The 15,628-nt window shown below is 60.3% G+C and carries 15 protein-coding genes; 4 read left to right on the plus strand and 11 right to left on the minus strand.

Features of this window, described 5'->3' with window-relative positions:
• Positions 1–38: 38 nt before the first annotated feature.
• Positions 39–2,045: an OmpA family protein gene (locus MON38_RS02605; protein ID WP_241934572.1), complete on the plus strand. Its 2,007-nt coding sequence runs from the start codon at positions 39–41 to the stop codon at positions 2,043–2,045.
• A gap of 124 nt (positions 2,046–2,169) precedes the next feature.
• Positions 2,170–3,096 (plus strand): tRNA (adenosine(37)-N6)-dimethylallyltransferase MiaA, encoded by a 927-nt coding sequence (miaA, locus tag MON38_RS02610; RefSeq protein WP_241934573.1) that lies wholly within the window; start codon positions 2,170–2,172, stop codon positions 3,094–3,096.
• 126 nt (positions 3,097–3,222) lie between these two features.
• Here miaA and pfkA read toward each other — a convergent pair whose 3' ends face one another.
• Entirely contained in the window at positions 3,223–4,194 is a 972-nt protein-coding gene (gene pfkA, locus MON38_RS02615; RefSeq protein WP_241935092.1) for a 6-phosphofructokinase, read from the minus strand.
• A gap of 232 nt (positions 4,195–4,426) precedes the next feature.
• Here pfkA and MON38_RS02620 point away from each other — a divergent pair, with 232 nt between their 5' ends.
• Complete coding sequence (locus MON38_RS02620; protein WP_241934574.1) at positions 4,427–4,888, plus strand: tellurite resistance TerB family protein; 462 nt, start codon at positions 4,427–4,429, stop codon at positions 4,886–4,888.
• A 96-nt stretch (positions 4,889–4,984) separates the two neighbouring features.
• Here the strand turns inward: MON38_RS02620 and MON38_RS02625 are convergent, their stop codons facing one another.
• The 4 genes from MON38_RS02625 to MON38_RS02640 form a co-directional block, all read right to left on the minus strand.
• Positions 4,985–6,199 (minus strand): aspartate aminotransferase family protein, encoded by a 1,215-nt coding sequence (locus MON38_RS02625; protein ID WP_241934575.1) that lies wholly within the window; start codon positions 6,197–6,199, stop codon positions 4,985–4,987.
• 143 nt (positions 6,200–6,342) lie between these two features.
• The gene (locus tag MON38_RS02630) at positions 6,343–6,840 is read right to left on the minus strand and encodes a hypothetical protein (RefSeq protein WP_241934576.1); all 498 of its coding nucleotides are present in this window, start codon (positions 6,838–6,840) and stop codon (positions 6,343–6,345) included.
• Between the two features lie 25 nt (positions 6,841–6,865).
• On the minus strand, positions 6,866–7,333 hold the full coding sequence (locus MON38_RS02635; protein ID WP_241934577.1) for a hypothetical protein: 468 nt from the start codon (positions 7,331–7,333) through the stop codon (positions 6,866–6,868).
• 68 nt (positions 7,334–7,401) lie between these two features.
• A complete protein-coding gene (locus tag MON38_RS02640; RefSeq protein WP_241934578.1) occupies positions 7,402–7,950 on the minus strand; it encodes an RNA polymerase sigma factor in 549 nt (182 codons plus the stop codon).
• 197 nt (positions 7,951–8,147) lie between these two features.
• On the opposite strand from MON38_RS02640, the gene MON38_RS02645 reads away from it, so the two are divergent.
• Positions 8,148–8,831 (plus strand): class I SAM-dependent methyltransferase, encoded by a 684-nt coding sequence (locus MON38_RS02645; RefSeq protein ID WP_241934579.1) that lies wholly within the window; start codon positions 8,148–8,150, stop codon positions 8,829–8,831.
• A gap of 90 nt (positions 8,832–8,921) precedes the next feature.
• Here the strand turns inward: MON38_RS02645 and MON38_RS02650 are convergent, their stop codons facing one another.
• From MON38_RS02650 to MON38_RS02675, 6 genes are all read right to left on the minus strand, one after another.
• A complete protein-coding gene (locus MON38_RS02650; RefSeq protein ID WP_241934580.1) occupies positions 8,922–9,878 on the minus strand; it encodes a transketolase family protein in 957 nt (318 codons plus the stop codon).
• A gap of 75 nt (positions 9,879–9,953) precedes the next feature.
• Positions 9,954–10,535, minus strand: coding sequence for a hypothetical protein (locus MON38_RS02655; protein ID WP_241934581.1), 582 nt, complete (start codon positions 10,533–10,535; stop codon positions 9,954–9,956).
• Between the two features lie 19 nt (positions 10,536–10,554).
• On the minus strand, positions 10,555–11,904 hold the full coding sequence (locus MON38_RS02660; RefSeq protein WP_241934582.1) for a vWA domain-containing protein: 1,350 nt from the start codon (positions 11,902–11,904) through the stop codon (positions 10,555–10,557).
• A gap of 152 nt (positions 11,905–12,056) precedes the next feature.
• Positions 12,057–12,944 carry a transketolase gene (locus tag MON38_RS02665; protein WP_241934583.1) on the minus strand — a complete coding sequence of 296 codons (888 nt, stop codon included), beginning with the start codon at positions 12,942–12,944 and terminating at the stop codon, positions 12,057–12,059.
• A 106-nt stretch (positions 12,945–13,050) separates the two neighbouring features.
• Entirely contained in the window at positions 13,051–13,500 is a 450-nt protein-coding gene (gene bcp, locus MON38_RS02670; protein WP_241934584.1) for a thioredoxin-dependent thiol peroxidase, read from the minus strand.
• 105 nt (positions 13,501–13,605) lie between these two features.
• Positions 13,606–15,606: a M23 family metallopeptidase gene (locus MON38_RS02675; protein WP_241934585.1), complete on the minus strand. Its 2,001-nt coding sequence runs from the start codon at positions 15,604–15,606 to the stop codon at positions 13,606–13,608.
• Positions 15,607–15,628 lie beyond the last annotated feature (22 nt).

Here is a 15,628-nt window from a genome sequence, read left to right on the forward strand (position 1 = left end):
CGGCATTGGTTGGCCGTGGGTTGATTTTGCTCCGGCTTATGAGGTTTTTTCTGACGCTGGTTTTGCTGATGTGGGGCGCGGGGCTGCAGGCGCAAACCGCGCCGGAGCCGGCCGTTTTTACTGATGCGGCCGGCCGCTGCCAACTCACCTACGCCAGCCCCTGGCAGCTGCAGAAGCGGCCCGCAGCGGGCGCTATCGCCACTTTCCGGGCCGGCGATACGGCGGCAGTGACGACGCTGCGCATCGTGCCGCTGCCCGACGACCGCCGAGATTTCCGCCTGCTCGGCGAGGGCCGGCCCGACTCGGTGCTGCGCCGCATCCAAAGCCTGCCGCTCGTCCAGATTCTGCGGCTCGACCAACGGGCCGGAGCTACTTTCGATGAGGTGGCTTATGATTATTCTTACGGCGGCACCCGGCCCAGCGTGCGGACTCACGTGGTGGGCCGCCAGCTGTGGCGCGGCGGCTACGAGTTTCGGGTGGAGTACCGGGCTCGCGTCAGCCACGACACATCCTATCTGGCCGCCGGGCAGGCGCTGCTGGCCTCGTTCGCCTTTACCGGCACACCCTGGGCCAGTCGCCGCTACGACGACCAGCTTTGCGACGGCAAGATGTACGGCATCGCGGCCCTGCGCACCGTGGATGGCCATCGCGAAGACGACTGCCGGACCATCCACGAGTTTGTGGCCGACGACCCCACGGCCGCTCCCCGGGTGCACCGGCGCGTGCTGCCTTTTCAATCCTATGCGCTGGCCAAGGGCTTTGATAACTGCCTGTATTCGGTCACGAAGGCCCCCACCGATGCCCCCGAGCGGGTGTACCGCTACGACCCTGCCACCCGCAAGGGTGCGTACACCGACTGGGTGCTGCCCCGGCAGGGCCCCGAGAACGTCTGGATTTCGGCCAGCACCGACGACCGCGGCGACCTCTATTTCATGGCTTCGGATGCCAACCTGCTCGTCCGCATCAGCCCGCACGACGGCAAGGTGAGCACCGTCTGGACCGCCGACCCGCTGCGCCAGGCGCCGTTCTACCCCTACATCGCCTTCGCCAGCGCCGGCACTCACGGCAACTTTTGCCTTGATGATTCCAACACCATGTACCTGGTATACAGCACCGACGGCTCGCTGCTGAAAATCGACCTGCCCACCCAAAAGCCCTTCGCCGAGCAGATGTTCCTGAGCGGCCTGCCCGCCCGCGGCGGCTACAGCGACCTGCTGATGCAGAACGACGCCGCCGGCCGCCGCCGCATGTACCTGGCCGGCCCGCACGGCCTCTACACCGTCGACCTGGCCCGGCACCAGGCCACCCGCCTGCGCAAAGGCACCTACACCGACCTGGCCGGCTGCAACCTGTTTCGGGTCGTGACGCCGCCGCGCCCAGCCCCGCCGGTGCCCACCACCGCCACCTTCGAGGGCCGCGTGCTCGATGCCACCACCTTCCAGCCCCTGCCCGCCGCCAGCCTGCGCCTCAGCCGGGCCGAGGGCAGCGTGGGCGTGCTACTCTCGGCCAAAGGCGACTTCGCCTACACCAGCACCACGCCCGGCCGGGCCTACAGCTACCACGCCGAGTACCCCGGCTACTTTCCGGCCGACAGCACCTGGCCCGCCGCGCCCGGCCCGCTCGTGCGCGACGTGCTGCTGCGGCCGCTGGCCGTGGGCGAAACCCTGCCGCTGGCCCAGGTGCAGTTCGAGCAAAGCAAAGCCGTGCTGCTGCCATCCTCCTACCCTGCCCTGGGCCGCCTGGTGCGCCTGCTGGTTGATAACCCCGGCCTGCACATCGAGTTGCGCGGCCACACCGACAATGTAGGGCCGCCCGAAAAAAACGTCATTCTGAGTGAGCAGCGCGTTTCAACGGTGATGGCCTACCTGGTGGGCCACGGCGTGGAGGCACCGCGCATTACCGGCCTTGGCCTGGGCGGGGCCGAGCCCATTGCCAGCAACGAGCAGGAAGCCACCCGCCGCCTCAACCGCCGCGTCGAGTTCCGCATTACCGGCATCGACCCGCCGAAGGTGCAATCAGAGATGCCCGAGCCACTGGAGCCGTAGCGCGAACTTTGTAGTTCGCGTCGCAGCCGCGTTTGCTTAGTTAAAAGTTAAAAATGAAGAGTTAAAAGACAGGCAATTCTTTGATGTTTTAACTTTTAACTCTTCACTTTTAACTCCTTACTTTGTGCCCCTGCTTCCCCCTCACATTCTCGCCCGGCTCGCCCCCACCACCGCCGACCCGCGCCCCGTGCTGCTCACCATTGCCGGCCCCACGGCCGTGGGCAAAACCGCGCTGTGCGTGCAGCTGGCCCAGCAATTTGACACCGAAATCGTGTCGGCCGACTCGCGCCAGTTCTTCCGCGAGCTCAGCATCGGCACGGCCAAGCCTACGCCTGCCGAGATGCAGGGCGTGCCCCATCACTTCATCGACAGCCACAGCATTGCCGAAGACTATAGCGCCGGCCGCTTCGCTACCGACTGCCACGCAGTTTTAGGGCAACTGTTCCAGAAACACCCCGTCGTCATCCTCACCGGCGGCTCGGGCCTCTACGTGCAGGCCGTAACCGATGGCCTCGACGCCCTGCCCGACGTGCCGCCCGAAGTGCGCGCCCAGCTGCACGCCGAGTTGGCTGCCCACGGCCTGCCGCACCTGGTGACCGAGCTGGCCGAAACCGACCCCGTCGCCCACGCCCGCATCGACCAGCAAAACCCCCAGCGCATCGTGCGCGCCCTCGAAATCACCCGCGCCACTGGCCAGCCGTTTTCCAGCTTCCACAGCGCCGGCCCGCCGCCCGAAAATCCGCTGTTCCGCAACGTGAAAGTAGCCCTCACCCGCGAGCGTGAGGAGCTCTACCAGCGCATCAACCTGCGCGTTGAGCACATGCTGGCCGCCGGTTTGCTCGAAGAAGTGCGCGCCGTGCTCCCCTACCGCCACCACCACGCCCTGCAAACCGTGGGCTACACCGAAATCTTCGGCTTCCTGGATGGCGAGTACGACTGGGCCGAAGCCGTGCGCCTGCTTCAGCGCAATACCCGCCGGTATGCCAAGCGCCAGCTCACGTGGCTGCGCCGCGATGCAGCATACAAGTGGGTCGATTTAAGCGGGCAATAAGGTTTTAACATAGAACGTCATGCTGAGCTTGTCGAAGCATTTCTACCGCAAGAGTAACTATTTACTTCCTCGGGAGAGATGCTTCGACAAGCTCAGCATGACGTTCTTTTTCGCTTCCTTTAAACGCTAGACACTCAGAATCTCCACCATTCGCATGAAGCTCTGGTTAATGAGCTTCTTCTTGTTGATGGTATCCGTGAAGGGCGTGTACACCAGCTTCTTATCGATGATGCCGGCCATCACGTTACGCATGCCGTTCATCAGGCCCTCCACGGCGGCGATGCCGAGCTGCGACGCCAGCAGGCGGTCGGCGGCCGTGGGCGAGCCGCCGCGCTGAATGTGGCCCACGATGGTCACGCGGGTGTCGAGCTGCGGAATAGCTTCCTTCACGCGGGTGGCCACCTGCGTGGCATTGCCGGGCTCGTCGCCTTCGGCCACAATCACAATAAACGAGGTTTTGGAGCGCTGCCAACCCGTTTGCAGCGTGTCAATCACCACGTCGGTGCTCATCTGGGTTTCCGGAATCATCACAATTTCGGCCCCGCCGCCAATGGCGCACGGAATGGCAATGTAGCCCGAGTCGCGGCCCATTACCTCCACAAAAAAGCAGCGGTCGTGCGAATCGGCCGTGTCGCGGATTTTGTCGATGCAATCGAGCGCCGTGTTCACGGCCGTGTCGTAGCCGATGGTGTAGTCGGTGCCGTACAGGTCGTTGTCGATGGTGCCGGGGGCGCCCACGGTCGGGATGCCGAACTCTTCCTCAAAAATCATGGCCCCGGTAAAGGTGCCGTTGCCGCCAATGGCCACGAGGCCTTCGATGCCGTTGTTCACCAACTGGTCGAAAGCCTGCTGGCGGCCTTCCTTGGTCATAAACTTCTGGCTACGGGCCGATTTCAGGATGGTGCCGCCCTTCTGCACCGTGTTGGAAACCGAGGCCGAATCGAGGCGCACGAATTCGCCCTTAATCATGCCGCTGTAGCCCCGCATAATACCGTATACCTCAATGCCGTGGTAAGTAGCCGTGCGTACTACCGCCCGGATAGCGGCGTTCATGCCCGGCGCATCGCCCCCACTGGTAAAAACCGCAATTCTCTTCATCTGAATATTCATAGAGCAAGTGAGCACGAAAACGGCGCTCAAACCCCGCAAAGTTGGCGAAATGAACGCAAACCCTCAACTACCCGGCAAAGAATCGCGTAAAACCCCCGATTAGCACTTTTCTGATTTGGGTATTATACCCGCAACAATCAGCCAATTTTCCGTGTATCTTACCAGTGAAATCGAGATTTCGATTAAAAAATCATCTTTTCACCCCTTAATTCCCACGTTTATGTTCGGATTTTTTCAAAATGAGCAAGCCAAAAAAATAAAGGGCCATTTGCTGAATCTCGCGGCGCTGGCGAAAGCCGACGGACATATCGACGCGCGGGAGATGAACTTTATTATTGCGGTAGGGAAGAAGAACGGCATCAGTTCGTCGGAAGTACAGGCCCTCGTGTCGGGTGCCAAGGGTGCCAGCAACGACCTGCCAACCAACGACTCGGAGCGGTTCGACCAGATTTTCGACCTCGTGGACATGATGCTCGCCGATGGCATCGTGGACGACACGGAAATGGATTTTTGCATTATGATGGCCGAGAAACTGGGCTTCCGCAAGGCCATTGTGGGCGTGCTCGTGCGCAAGATTTCGCAGGGCGTGAAGGACGGTCACCCCCGCGAGCGCATCAAAGAAGAGAGCAACCAGTTCCTGAACTACAACGAGCTACCGCGCCCGGCCGTCAACCTGAACTAACGACCATATATTCCCCGCTTCGGCGGTTATTCCGGCCCGTTGGGGCGGCTCGTTCGGCGGGCTGCTCCAACGGGCCGGCTGCGTTGCGGGCCTCCTCTACTCGCCTGTGACGAAGGCAATGGCCCGCAGCAGGGCCGCGCAGGCCTCGTCAATCTCATTTTCAGCAATAGTAAGCGGAGGGGCAAGCCGTAGGGAATTGTCGCAGAACAGGAACCAGTCGGTAAGAATGCCCTCGTGCTCCAGCGCCCGGTCGATGATGGGTTTGAGGACGGCGAAGGAGTCGAACTCCACCGCCATGAGCAGCCCACAGCCGCGCACGGCCCGGATGGCCGGGTGCCGCAGCTGCGCCCGGAAGCGGGCAGCTTTGGCGGCCACGCCGGCCGGCAGCTGCTCATCTTGCATAATCTGCAGGGTGGCCAGCGCCGCCGCGCAGCTCACCGGGTGCCCGCCAAAGGTGGTGCAATGTCCCAGAATGGGGTTGGTTTTGAAGCCTGACATGATTTCGGTGCTCGATATAAAGGCACCGATGGGCATGCCGCCGCCCATGCCCTTGGCACACACGAGGATGTCGGGCTCGATGCCGAACTGCTCGAACGCCCACATGGTGCCGGTGCGGCCGTAGCCGCACTGGATTTCGTCGAGAATAAGCAGGGCACCGACTTCGGTGCAGCGGGCGCTCAGGGCAGGCAGGTAGTCGGGAGAGGGCACGCGCACGCCGGCCTCGCCCTGCACGGTTTCGATAACTACAGCGGCCGTGCGCTCGGTGATGAAATCCAGGTCAGTCAGTTCGTTGTGGCGGATGTGGCGCACGTCGGGCAGCAGCGGGCGGAAGCTGTTTTTGAAGCCCTCGGAACCGGTGATGGACAGGGCGCCGTGCGTGGAGCCGTGGTAGGCGTTGAGACAGGAAATGAGCTCGGTGCGGCCGGTGTGGCGCTTGGCCAGCTTGAGGGCACCCTCGATGGCCTCGGTGCCGGAGTTGGTGAAGTACACCGAATCGAGGTGCGCGGGCAGGGTGTGGTGCAGGGCCTGGGCCAGCTGGGCGGGCACGGCCTGCACCAGTTCGCCATACACCATTAGGTGCAGGTATTTGTCGAGCTGAGCCTGAATGGCGGCCAGCACGCGCGGGTGGCGGTGGCCCACGTTGCTCACGCCGATGCCCGAAATCAGGTCGAGGTAGCGGCGGCCATCGGGGGCGTACATGTACACGCCTTCGGCCCGCTCAATTTCCAGCAGCAGCGGAAAATCGGAGGTTTGGGCCTGGTGGCGGAGGAAAAGCTGGCGTGGCGTTACGACGGAGGGAGCAGGTTTCAACGGAAGTGGGGACGGTTTTTCAGGGGCTGAGCAAGCGCGGCTCGCGCTTCTCACAACCACGGATTGGGCCGTTTGATTATTCCGCAAAAATAAAGAGGCCGCTGCGGGGGCAGCGGCCTCTTGAAAAACGGCAGCGAATCAGATTAGTCGTTGCCATTGCCGGCCCCAACCTGCCCGGGCACGTTGGCCACGCGCTTGATGACCTCCTTGGTGAAGTCGCGCTCGGCCTGGAACAACTGGGCTACCTGGCGCAGCGAAATAACTTTCTGAAACTTCTCGAAATACTCCTTCTCCAGGTTCAGCTCCTGCTGACGGGTGTTGAAGGACTGCGTGAAGTTGTCGCGCAGCTGCTGGTCGGTCATGCCCTCGGTGATGTCGCGGCGCAGCAGGCGGCCGCTGCGGTTGAGTTCGCGCCGACGGGCGGAAAACTCGTTGTAGAGCGGCCAGAATTTCTGGGCCTGGTCCTGCGTGAGCGAGACGCGGTTGGTGATGAAGGCAATTTTGGCGTTTTCGAGCTGGCCAAGGCGCTGGCCCCGGCGGCCGCCCCCGCCCAGCCCGCCCTGGGCCTGCGCGGCCGGGACCAGCGTGAGCAGCAGCGCGGCCAGACTCAGCCAACGAAATACGGATGAAAATACAGACATGATAGCGGAACGAAAGAACAAAGAATTATAGATAAGTAGGGTCGTCGGTGGGCTGGGCATCGAGCGCGTCGTTCAGCTCCTCGTCCGACACGCGCAGGAAACCCTTGGCAATATTGGGATGCGCGGCGGTGAGCGTGGCCAAATCGGAGGTTTCGACGCGGGTGCCGCTCGTGAGCAGGTAGTTGGCCAGCTCGGTGCGGGGCACGGCATCGAGGGCGGCCGTGCTGGCCGTGGCGGGCACCAGTGGGGCCGAGCCGCTCATATAAAACGAAGCCGCGAAGCCGCCCAGCACGGCCACCGAGGCCAGCCCGGTACGCAGCACCGGCGAAAGGAAGGAAAGCCAAGCCCAGGCAGCCGGGGCAGCGCGCTCGTCGGCCTGCGGCAGGCGGGCCATGATGCGCGTGGGCAATTTATCGAAGTAGTCGGCGGGCGGCTCGCTCAGCAGCGGGCGGGGCCGCCGGGGGTGCGCGTCGAGCTTAAAAGCAGGTTTCATGAGCGTTTGATGAGAAGCAGCGGCGAACGTTTAATTCAGCGGATAAATAATTGGATAGAGAGCGGGGGTCAATCGTCGGTCGTACGGGTCACGTATTCTTCCACTTTTTTCACGGCGTGGTGGTAGCTGGCCTTCAGAGCCCCTACGCTGGTGCCGGTTACTTCGGCCATCTGCTCGTAAGGCATCTCATCGTAGTAGCGCAGGTTGAAGACGAGGCGCTGCTTGTCGGGCAGGCGCAGAATGGCCTTTTGCAGCTTCAACTCGATTTCGTCGCCCGCAATAGCGGGGTCGGCTTCGATTTTGGCGGCCAGTTCGGCCCCCACATCGTTCAGCGGCAGCAGAAACTTACGGCGCTTGCTGCTGAGGAAATTCAGGCACTCGTTGGTGGCGATGCGGTAAATCCAGGTGAAGAGTTGAGCATCCTGGCGGAAGTTTTCGAGGTGCTTCCACACCTTCACGAACACGTCCTGGGTGAGGTCGTCGGCGTCGTCGTGGTCCACCACCATCTTGCGCACGTGCCAGTACACCTTGCTCTGGTACTTGCGCACGAGCTGGTTGAACGCCAGGTTGCGGCTGGCGGGGTGCTGAAACTTGAGGAGAATTTCGTGGTCTTCCAAACGCAAAAGGAGGCTGCTCCGGCAGCAGCGGCGAGACTTGGATGGCAAAGTAAGCGCCGCGTTTAATTACGCCTGGTAAAAAGCCGCCGCTGAATTTGGAGTGCGTTCCAGCCTATCTTGCCAGCAGAAGCCATCGGCGCTAGCCGTCAGTTTTCCATTTCGAAGGACACGGGTTTCTGTCCCAATTTTCAAAAAGCATGCGGAATATTATTAAGCAGATTCCCATTATTGGCAGTCTGGCGCGCTCGATAAAGAAAAAACTCTTTCCCGCGGAGGCGTTTACCACCTCCGAGGAATACTGGATAAAACGTTACGCCCAAGGAGGTAATTCAGGGGCGGGCTCCTACAATAATCTCGCAGCATTCAAAGGCGAAATCCTTAATTCCTTCGTGGCCCGCCATCACATCAAAAGCGTGATAGAATTTGGCTGCGGCGATGGCAATCAATTAACCTATTTTAAATTCCCCGCTTATACTGGTTTCGACGTCAGCGAAGTAGCTATTAACAACTGTCGAAATTTGTTTAAAGACGACTCCAGCAAACAATTTTTCCATGTCAGCCAGGCCGGAAGTCATCAGGCAGAACTCACATTGAGCCTGGATGTTATCTATCACTTAATTGAAGATACTACATACCATACCTACATGACGCAACTGTTTGCAGCCAGCACCCACTACGTCATTATTTATGCCTGCGACGATGACCAGCCCCACCATTATGCTCCGCACGTAAAAACACGAAAATTCACCAATTGGATTAAGCAATTCCGCCCCGATTTTCACCTAATCGAATTCATTCCCAACCAATTTCCATTGGAAGCCGGAAAATCTTCATCAACATCATTTTCCGATTTTTTTATTTACCAAAAGGCGTCTGCATAAACACCGTTGGCACCATTGCGTCAACCTACTAAAAAGCCCCCGCAACAGTAGAAGTTGCGGGGGCTTTTTAGTAGGTTGGCAAAACGAAATTTACTTCTTCCGTTTCATCACCGCTTCTACGGCTTTCACAATAGCGGCTTCGTTCAGGTTGTATTTCTCCATCAACTGGTCGGGGGTGCCGCTTTCGCCGAAGCTGTCGTGCACAGCCACCATTTCCAGGGGCAGGGGCTCTTCGCGGGCCAGCAGTTGGGCAATGCTGTCGCCGAGGCCGCCGTTCATCTGGTGCTCTTCGGCCGTTACCACGCAGCCGGTTTTGCGCACCGAGGCCAAGATGGCCTCCGCATCGAGGGGCTTGATGGTGTGGATGTTGATGATTTCGGCGTTGATGCCCTTCTCGGCCAGCAGCTTGCCGGCGAGCACGGCCTTCCACACGAGGTGGCCGGTGGCGAAGATGCTCACGTCGGCGCCTTCGTTCATCACCCAGGCCTTGCCAATTTCGAATTTCTGGTCGGCGGGCGTGAAGTTGGGCACCACGGGGCGGCCGAAGCGCAGGTACACCGGACCGTGGTGCTCGGCGATGGCGATGGTGGCGGCTTTGGTCTGGTTGTAGTCGCAGGGGTTGATAACGGTCATGCCGGGCAGCATTTTCATCATGCCCAGGTCTTCCAGAATCTGGTGGGTAGCGCCGTCTTCGCCGAGCGTGAGGCCGGCGTGCGAGGCGCAGATTTTCACGTTCTTATCCGAATACGCAATGCTCTGGCGAATCTGGTCGTAGACGCGGCCGGTGCTGAAGTTGGCGAAGGTGCCCGTGAAGGGAATTTTGCCACCAATGGTCATGCCCGCAGCCACGCCCATCATGTTGGCCTCGGCAATGCCCACCTGGAAAAACCGGTCGGGGTGCGCCTTTTTGAAGGCGTCCATTTTGAGCGAGCCGGTGAGGTCGGCGCAGAGGGCCACCACGTTGGGGTTGGTTTCGCCCAGTTCGGCCAGGCCAGCGCCGAAGCCGCTGCGGGTGTCTTTCGATTCGGTGTAGGGGAAGTCTTTCATGGGGAGTTGGGGGATTTTATGTCGTTGATTGATTAGGAAAATGCGGCGCACTTTAGTGCTCTGGCGCTATGCCGATTATTTCAGCTTTAGCGAAGCCATTATTTCTTTGGCGGCATATTGCCACTGTTCGCTGTTTTTATCTATGCAGCTAACGTTGCACAGCAAAAGCCTACCGTGGAAGTCGGTGAAAAAAATCAAGTTATAAGCACTTCTTTCAGTAGCAGAGGTGCCGTAAACTGTATTTTTAATATCCAGTGTACCGAACTCAATGAATCCTACTTTGCGGCCATTGACCATTTGAATAGCATTCCATTTCTCCCTAGCGCTTACATACGGATGTTTATAGGCGCGAAGAACATCTTCCTTAATAGCTGGTAATTCTGCCTGCGTTGCCTTGCTATTCGTGATATTCAGCGCCACACTTATGTTGCCGGTTTCGTTGGTGTAAACCAGGGTTGGCCGGCGTTCAGGAATGAATTTCAGTTTTGCCATCTCCTCCGGCATTATTATAAAGCCTTTGGGAATCTTCAATTCAATTTGATTTCCGAACAATGTCTTAGTATCAAATTCAATTTCATCGCTGCGAAAGGCGAATAATCCGCAAGCCAATAACAGCATCGCAATGAATTTCTCAACTTTCATTTCGACCATTTTCATACAATAAATTGACAGTAGGTTACTTCCCGAAAATAGCCACCGAAGTAGTCTGCCCGCTGCGAATGCTAAAATTGCGCACGTCGGTAAATTTGCTGCCGTTGCTGGTAGCCGTGCGAAATACCAGCCGATACGCGCCCGGCTGCATCGGCAGGTTTATTTTGCTGCTGCCGCCTTCGGGCAGGCTGTAAATCCAGGTTTGCGATTCGTCGTCGTTGAGTTGGTAAATGCTGCCGTAGCCTTTCAGGTCGGAGGTGATGTTGAGGGTGCCGGGCGCGGCGTAGGTTACGGTCGTTTCCTGGCCCTGCTTGATGGCGAGGCGGCGCACGGTGCGGGGCAGCGTGAGCACCTCCACTTCGTAGTTGCCGGCCAGCAGCTTCTGGCGGCTGCCGAAATTGTTGGCCGTGACGGTGGCGCGGTCGGGCGTGCGGATTACGGCGCGCATGGTACCGTAGGGGTTAGGCGAGAGTTGCGGGCTTTGCAGCACCAGTATACCCTGCGGCGTTTTGTATGTCAGCACGTTGGCTTTGCCGGGCGTGATGGCCAAATTGGCCTGGCGCACCGGCGGCACGGTGTTGATGACGAGGTCGTAGCTCTGCAGCGCGTCGATGTCAAGCACATCAGCCCGGCCCTGGGCGTCGCGGTAATGCACGTAGTTGTACTCGGGCTGGCCGGTCACGTTGTTCACAAAAGTGAGGTTGACGTTGCTTTCCGCGGGCTTGCCGTTGGCGTCGGTGAGGTTGACGCTGACGGTGGTTTTGCTCAGGGTTTTGGCGATGACGTCGTTCATCACGGTGCGGAAGGTGGCTACTTCGGCGGCGTTGTAGTACTGGCCAAGGCATTCGAGCTGCTTGCCGAACTCCCGCTCGGCCCCGATGCCAATCACAAACGGCTTCAGAAACACGCGCTTGCGCTGCAAAGCCAGCGAGGCCGCGCAGGGGTCGCGGTTGCACGATTCGAGGCCGTCGGTAATGAGCAGCAGCACGTTGCGGGATGTTTTATCGCTAGGGAAGTCGTTGGCCGACTGCTCCAGCGAGTAGGTGATGGGCGTGTTGCCCTGGGCTTTGAGCTCGGCCAGCTTCTTCTTGATGGCAGCCGCGTTGCGCGGGGCAAACGGCACTTCGAGGCGCGAATCGTCGCATTTTTTGTCTGCGTTCGGAAACTGGTGGCCGTACACGCGCAGGGCGACTTCCAGGTTGGGGTAGCTGTTCAGCGAGTCCACCATTTTGCTCAGCATGCGCCGGGCAATGTTCCAGCGCGGCTGGCCTTCCCAGGGCGCCATCATCGAGCCCGACGCATCGAGCAGGAAGAGGATGCGCGTGACTTTGGGCTTTTCAGGAGCCGCATTTTGGGCCGCTCCTACCCTGCTCATCAGCAGGCAAGCCAATAGCAGCGCCGTCAACCGAAACCTCACCCCCTGGCTCATTCCCAAAGTGAAGAAAGCCTGACGATTCCCGCTTTGCCGGAATCGCTGCGCCCGCTGCATTTGCGAGGAAGTCAGCGGGTGAGGTTTCGGCTGCACCGCTAGTAGTCGCCGTCGGTTCCGGTTTTCAGCTGGTCGAGCGCGTCGGCGAGCTGCTTGTCGTTCGGAGCGACGCCGTGCCACTTGTGGCCGTCCATCATAAAGTCGACGCCGAAGCCCATTTTGGTGTCCATCACGAACATGATGGGCTTGGCTTTGCCGGTGGCGGCCACACAGTTTTCGAGCGTGGGCAGCAGGGCATCGAAGTGGTTGCCGTCGCCCTCAATCACCTGCCAGCCAAAGGCTTTGAACTTGGCGCCGATGTCGCCGAGGCCGCCGATTTCGTCGGTCGAGCCATCAATCTGCTGGCCGTTGCGGTCGACGATGGCAATCAGGTTGTCGATTTTCTGGTGGGAGGCGTAGAGAGCGGCTTCCCAGTTCTGGCCTTCTTCCAGCTCGCCGTCGCCCATCAGCACAAACACGCGCTGCTTGTCGCCGTTCAGCTTTTTGGCCTGGGCTGCGCCGCAAGCCACGCTCAGGCCCTGGCCCAGCGAGCCCGAAGCTACGCGCACGCCGGGCAAGCCTTCGTGGGTAGTGGGGTGGCCTTGCAACCGCGAGTTCAGCTTGCGGAACGTGGCCAGCTCGCTCACCGGAAAATAGCCGGAGCGCGCCAGACACGAGTACATGGTGGCCGAAGTGTGGCCGTTGGACAGGAAAAACAGGTCCTGGTCCTTGCCGTCCATGTCGAAGGGCTCGGGGTGGTGCTTCATCACCTTGAAGTAGAGCGCTACCAGCAAATCGGTGATGCCGAGCGAGCCGCCGGGGTGGCCCGAGTTCACGGCGTGCACCATGCGCAGGATGTCGCGCCGCACTTGCGTGGCAATTTCTTTGAGCTCGTCGTTGGACTTCTCGGGTTTTTCGACGGTTTTGGCGGTGGTGGTATCGGACATAAGTCGGGAATAGGGTTCGGTGAGTAAAGGTAAGCGAAGCAAAGCGGCCACACCAACACAATCGATTGATTAGCCTCAATTCACTGGAAACAGCGTTTTCGGTCGCTTATTTCAGCAGCTGCGCGGTGTGCTCCTTGGTGTCGGGGCGCTTGATGACTTTTTCAATCAGGCCTTTTTCATCAATCAGAAACGTGGTGCGCACGGTACCCATGTAGGTTTTGCCGTAGTTTTTTTTCTCCTGCCACACGCCGTAAGCCGCCACAATCTGCTTCTCGGTATCAACGAGCAGCGGGAAGGGCAGGTCGTATTTCAGGGCAAATTTCTTGTGCGCCGCCTCGCCATCAATGCTGACGCCAATCACCTGGATATTGTTGGCTTTCAGCTCTTCCTGGTGGTCGCGCAGGTTGCAGGCCTGGGCGGTGCAGCCGGGCGTGTCGTCTTTGGGGTAAAAGTAGAGGGCGACTTTCTGGCCGCGGTAGTCGTGCAGGCTGATGGTGTTGCCGTCCTGGTCCTGGGCGGTGAAATCGGGAGCGGGCTGGCCGGGTTCGGGAAGCATGATGAATGGTTGAGTTTTGAATGTTGAGGGTTGAGTTCGTTAACAAAAGAACGTCATGCTTCGCTCCGCTCTGCATGACGGGCTACTTTCCCCTTTCTCGACCTGCTACAAGCTCAATGGAATCACCCGCTCGTTGCCGGCCTGGTCCATCAGGCGCAGCTCGGCGGGGCCGCGCAGCTTGGGGCCGAGCGTGTCGCCGGCTACGGTGAAGAGCAAGGCTTTCTTGTGCTCGAAGCGCAGCAGCCGAAACTGCCCGCCGATGAGCAGCCGGTAGCTGGCCAAGCCCGACATATCATCGCCGACGTGAAACTGCAGCTGCCCGCCGGCCCGGCCCGCGAAGGTGCCCTGCGGCGCTTTGGTATCGGTGAGAATGCGGTAGGACGCGAACTGCCGGATAACGGCCGTAATCTGGCCTTTTTCATCCCACTTGCCGCCCACGTAGGCCTTGCCGCCGGCCAGCGTGGCCGCGTAAATGGCGGTGCGCTGCGGGTCGGTGGGCGGGGTGGCGGGCTTCAGGGTGAGGACGGCGGTGTGGTAGAGCGGCTGCAGCGGCGAGCCGACCGTCCAGAAGCCGCTGCCGGTGGGCTCGGGCTTGTAGGCGGTGTTCAGGTAGAGGTTGTCGAACAGCGTTTCGGGGCCGAAAACCAGGTTGAGGTGGTTGGTGGCGTAGCTAAATTCCTTGCGGGCCGGAATCAGCACCTGCCGGTCGAATTTCTTGGTGATTGCGCCGAAACGCACCGAATCGGGCAGACCGGCGCGCAGGTCGTAGAGGTACACGTTCTGGCCGTCCTGGCAGTAGCTGGGCCGCACTTCGAGGCGGCGGCTGCCGCGCAGCAGCGTCAGATTGGCGGGCACCGAATCGGGCGTTTCGGCGGCGGCCACGGCTTTGAGCAGGTTGCGCACAATTTCGTAGCGCAGCGCGGGCTTGCGGGCCGCCGCCGGCCCGGTGCGGAAGTAGGCCGGCTGCTCGCCGCGTAGCACCAGGTGTATTGGCGTCTGGTTGTTATAGGAGTCGGCCAGAATGATGTCGACGTTGTAGATTTTGCCCGCCTCCACGGTCAGACGGCCTTTGGTGGGGCCGGTGGCATACATCTGCAGGTCGTTGCCTTCGTCCACCCACAGCTTTTGCAGGGTGCGGCCCTGGGTTTGCTGGTACAGGAAATCGACGAAGTTGGCCACCTGCCGCGTGCCCGTCGGAAATGGCACGGCATCGATGGCGTGCTGGTAGAACGGCTTGCCATTCACCGTAATGCTCACGCGCTGAATCCCATTCTTGTTCCAGGCATTATCGAACCGGTCGAAGCCCTGCACCAGCAGCCCCACCGGCCCAAACGCGCTAATGGTATCGGCCCAGGTGGTAGCCACGCCCGGCGCAGGCTGCACCTTCGGCACGAACAAGGCCTTGGCAAACACCCGGTTCACCCGCGACTCGATGGCCAGCGGCTCCAGCGCGAAGGCTTGCAGCGTGGGCGCCACGTGGTCCTGAATTTCGGAGAAGCCGCCCCATTGCAGCGGGTTGTACTGCCGGTCCTGCGCATCGCGCACTTCCCAGTGCAGGTGCGGGCCGGCCGAGCCGCCGGTGTTGCCGCTCAGGGCCACCAGCTCGCCGCGCTTCACGGGGTACCGGTCCTTCTCGAAAAAGGCTTCCAACTCGTAGCTGTGCTTCTCGTACTGCCGCCGCAGCAGCTCGGCCGCAAACGCGCCCTTGAACTCGTTGAGGTGGCCGTACACCGTCGTCAGCCCATTCGGGTGGGTGATGTAGAGCACGTTGCCGTAGCCAAACGACGACTGCTTGAGGCGCGACACGTAGCCGTCGGCGGCGGCGTACACGGGCTGGTTCACTCCGCCGCCGGTCTTGATGTCGAGGCCGCCGTGGAAGTGGTTGGGGCGCAACTCGCCCATGCTGCCAGCCAGGAAATTGGGCTTGCCCGGCGCAATCGGAAACAGAAAGTAGCCCGGGGCCACGGTGGGCCGGCCGGCACTCAGCATCTCGCTCAGGCTATGCTCACGGTCGGATGAATCGGCCTCCTGGCCGCCTACTACACTCGGCAGGGCCGCCAACAAGGCCAGCACTAATCCGATAATCAACTTCGCTTTATTCTTCAACTTGCAAATAATCAAGGAAGAC

It is taken from the genome of Hymenobacter cyanobacteriorum, assembly GCF_022631375.1.
Lineage (GTDB): Bacteria > Bacteroidota > Bacteroidia > Cytophagales > Hymenobacteraceae > Hymenobacter > Hymenobacter cyanobacteriorum.

Bases quoted from the DNA above. Each gene is read 5' to 3' on its own strand.
- MON38_RS02605 (WP_241934572.1), top strand. From the start codon at position 39: ATGAGGTTTTTTCTGACGCTGGTTTTGCTGATGTGGGGCGCGGGGCTG.
- pfkA (WP_241935092.1), bottom strand. From the start codon at position 4,194: ATGAAGAGAATTGCGGTTTTTACCAGTGGGGGCGATGCGCCGGGCATG.
- MON38_RS02620 (WP_241934574.1), top strand. From the start codon at position 4,427: ATGTTCGGATTTTTTCAAAATGAGCAAGCCAAAAAAATAAAGGGCCAT.
- MON38_RS02630 (WP_241934576.1), bottom strand. From the start codon at position 6,840: ATGTCTGTATTTTCATCCGTATTTCGTTGGCTGAGTCTGGCCGCGCTG.
- MON38_RS02635 (WP_241934577.1), bottom strand. From the start codon at position 7,333: ATGAAACCTGCTTTTAAGCTCGACGCGCACCCCCGGCGGCCCCGCCCG.
- MON38_RS02645 (WP_241934579.1), top strand. From the start codon at position 8,148: ATGCGGAATATTATTAAGCAGATTCCCATTATTGGCAGTCTGGCGCGC.
- MON38_RS02650 (WP_241934580.1), bottom strand. From the start codon at position 9,878: ATGAAAGACTTCCCCTACACCGAATCGAAAGACACCCGCAGCGGCTTC.
- MON38_RS02655 (WP_241934581.1), bottom strand. From the start codon at position 10,535: ATGAAAATGGTCGAAATGAAAGTTGAGAAATTCATTGCGATGCTGTTA.
- MON38_RS02660 (WP_241934582.1), bottom strand. From the start codon at position 11,904: ATGAGCAGGGTAGGAGCGGCCCAAAATGCGGCTCCTGAAAAGCCCAAA.
- MON38_RS02665 (WP_241934583.1), bottom strand. From the start codon at position 12,944: ATGTCCGATACCACCACCGCCAAAACCGTCGAAAAACCCGAGAAGTCC.
- bcp (WP_241934584.1), bottom strand. From the start codon at position 13,500: ATGCTTCCCGAACCCGGCCAGCCCGCTCCCGATTTCACCGCCCAGGAC.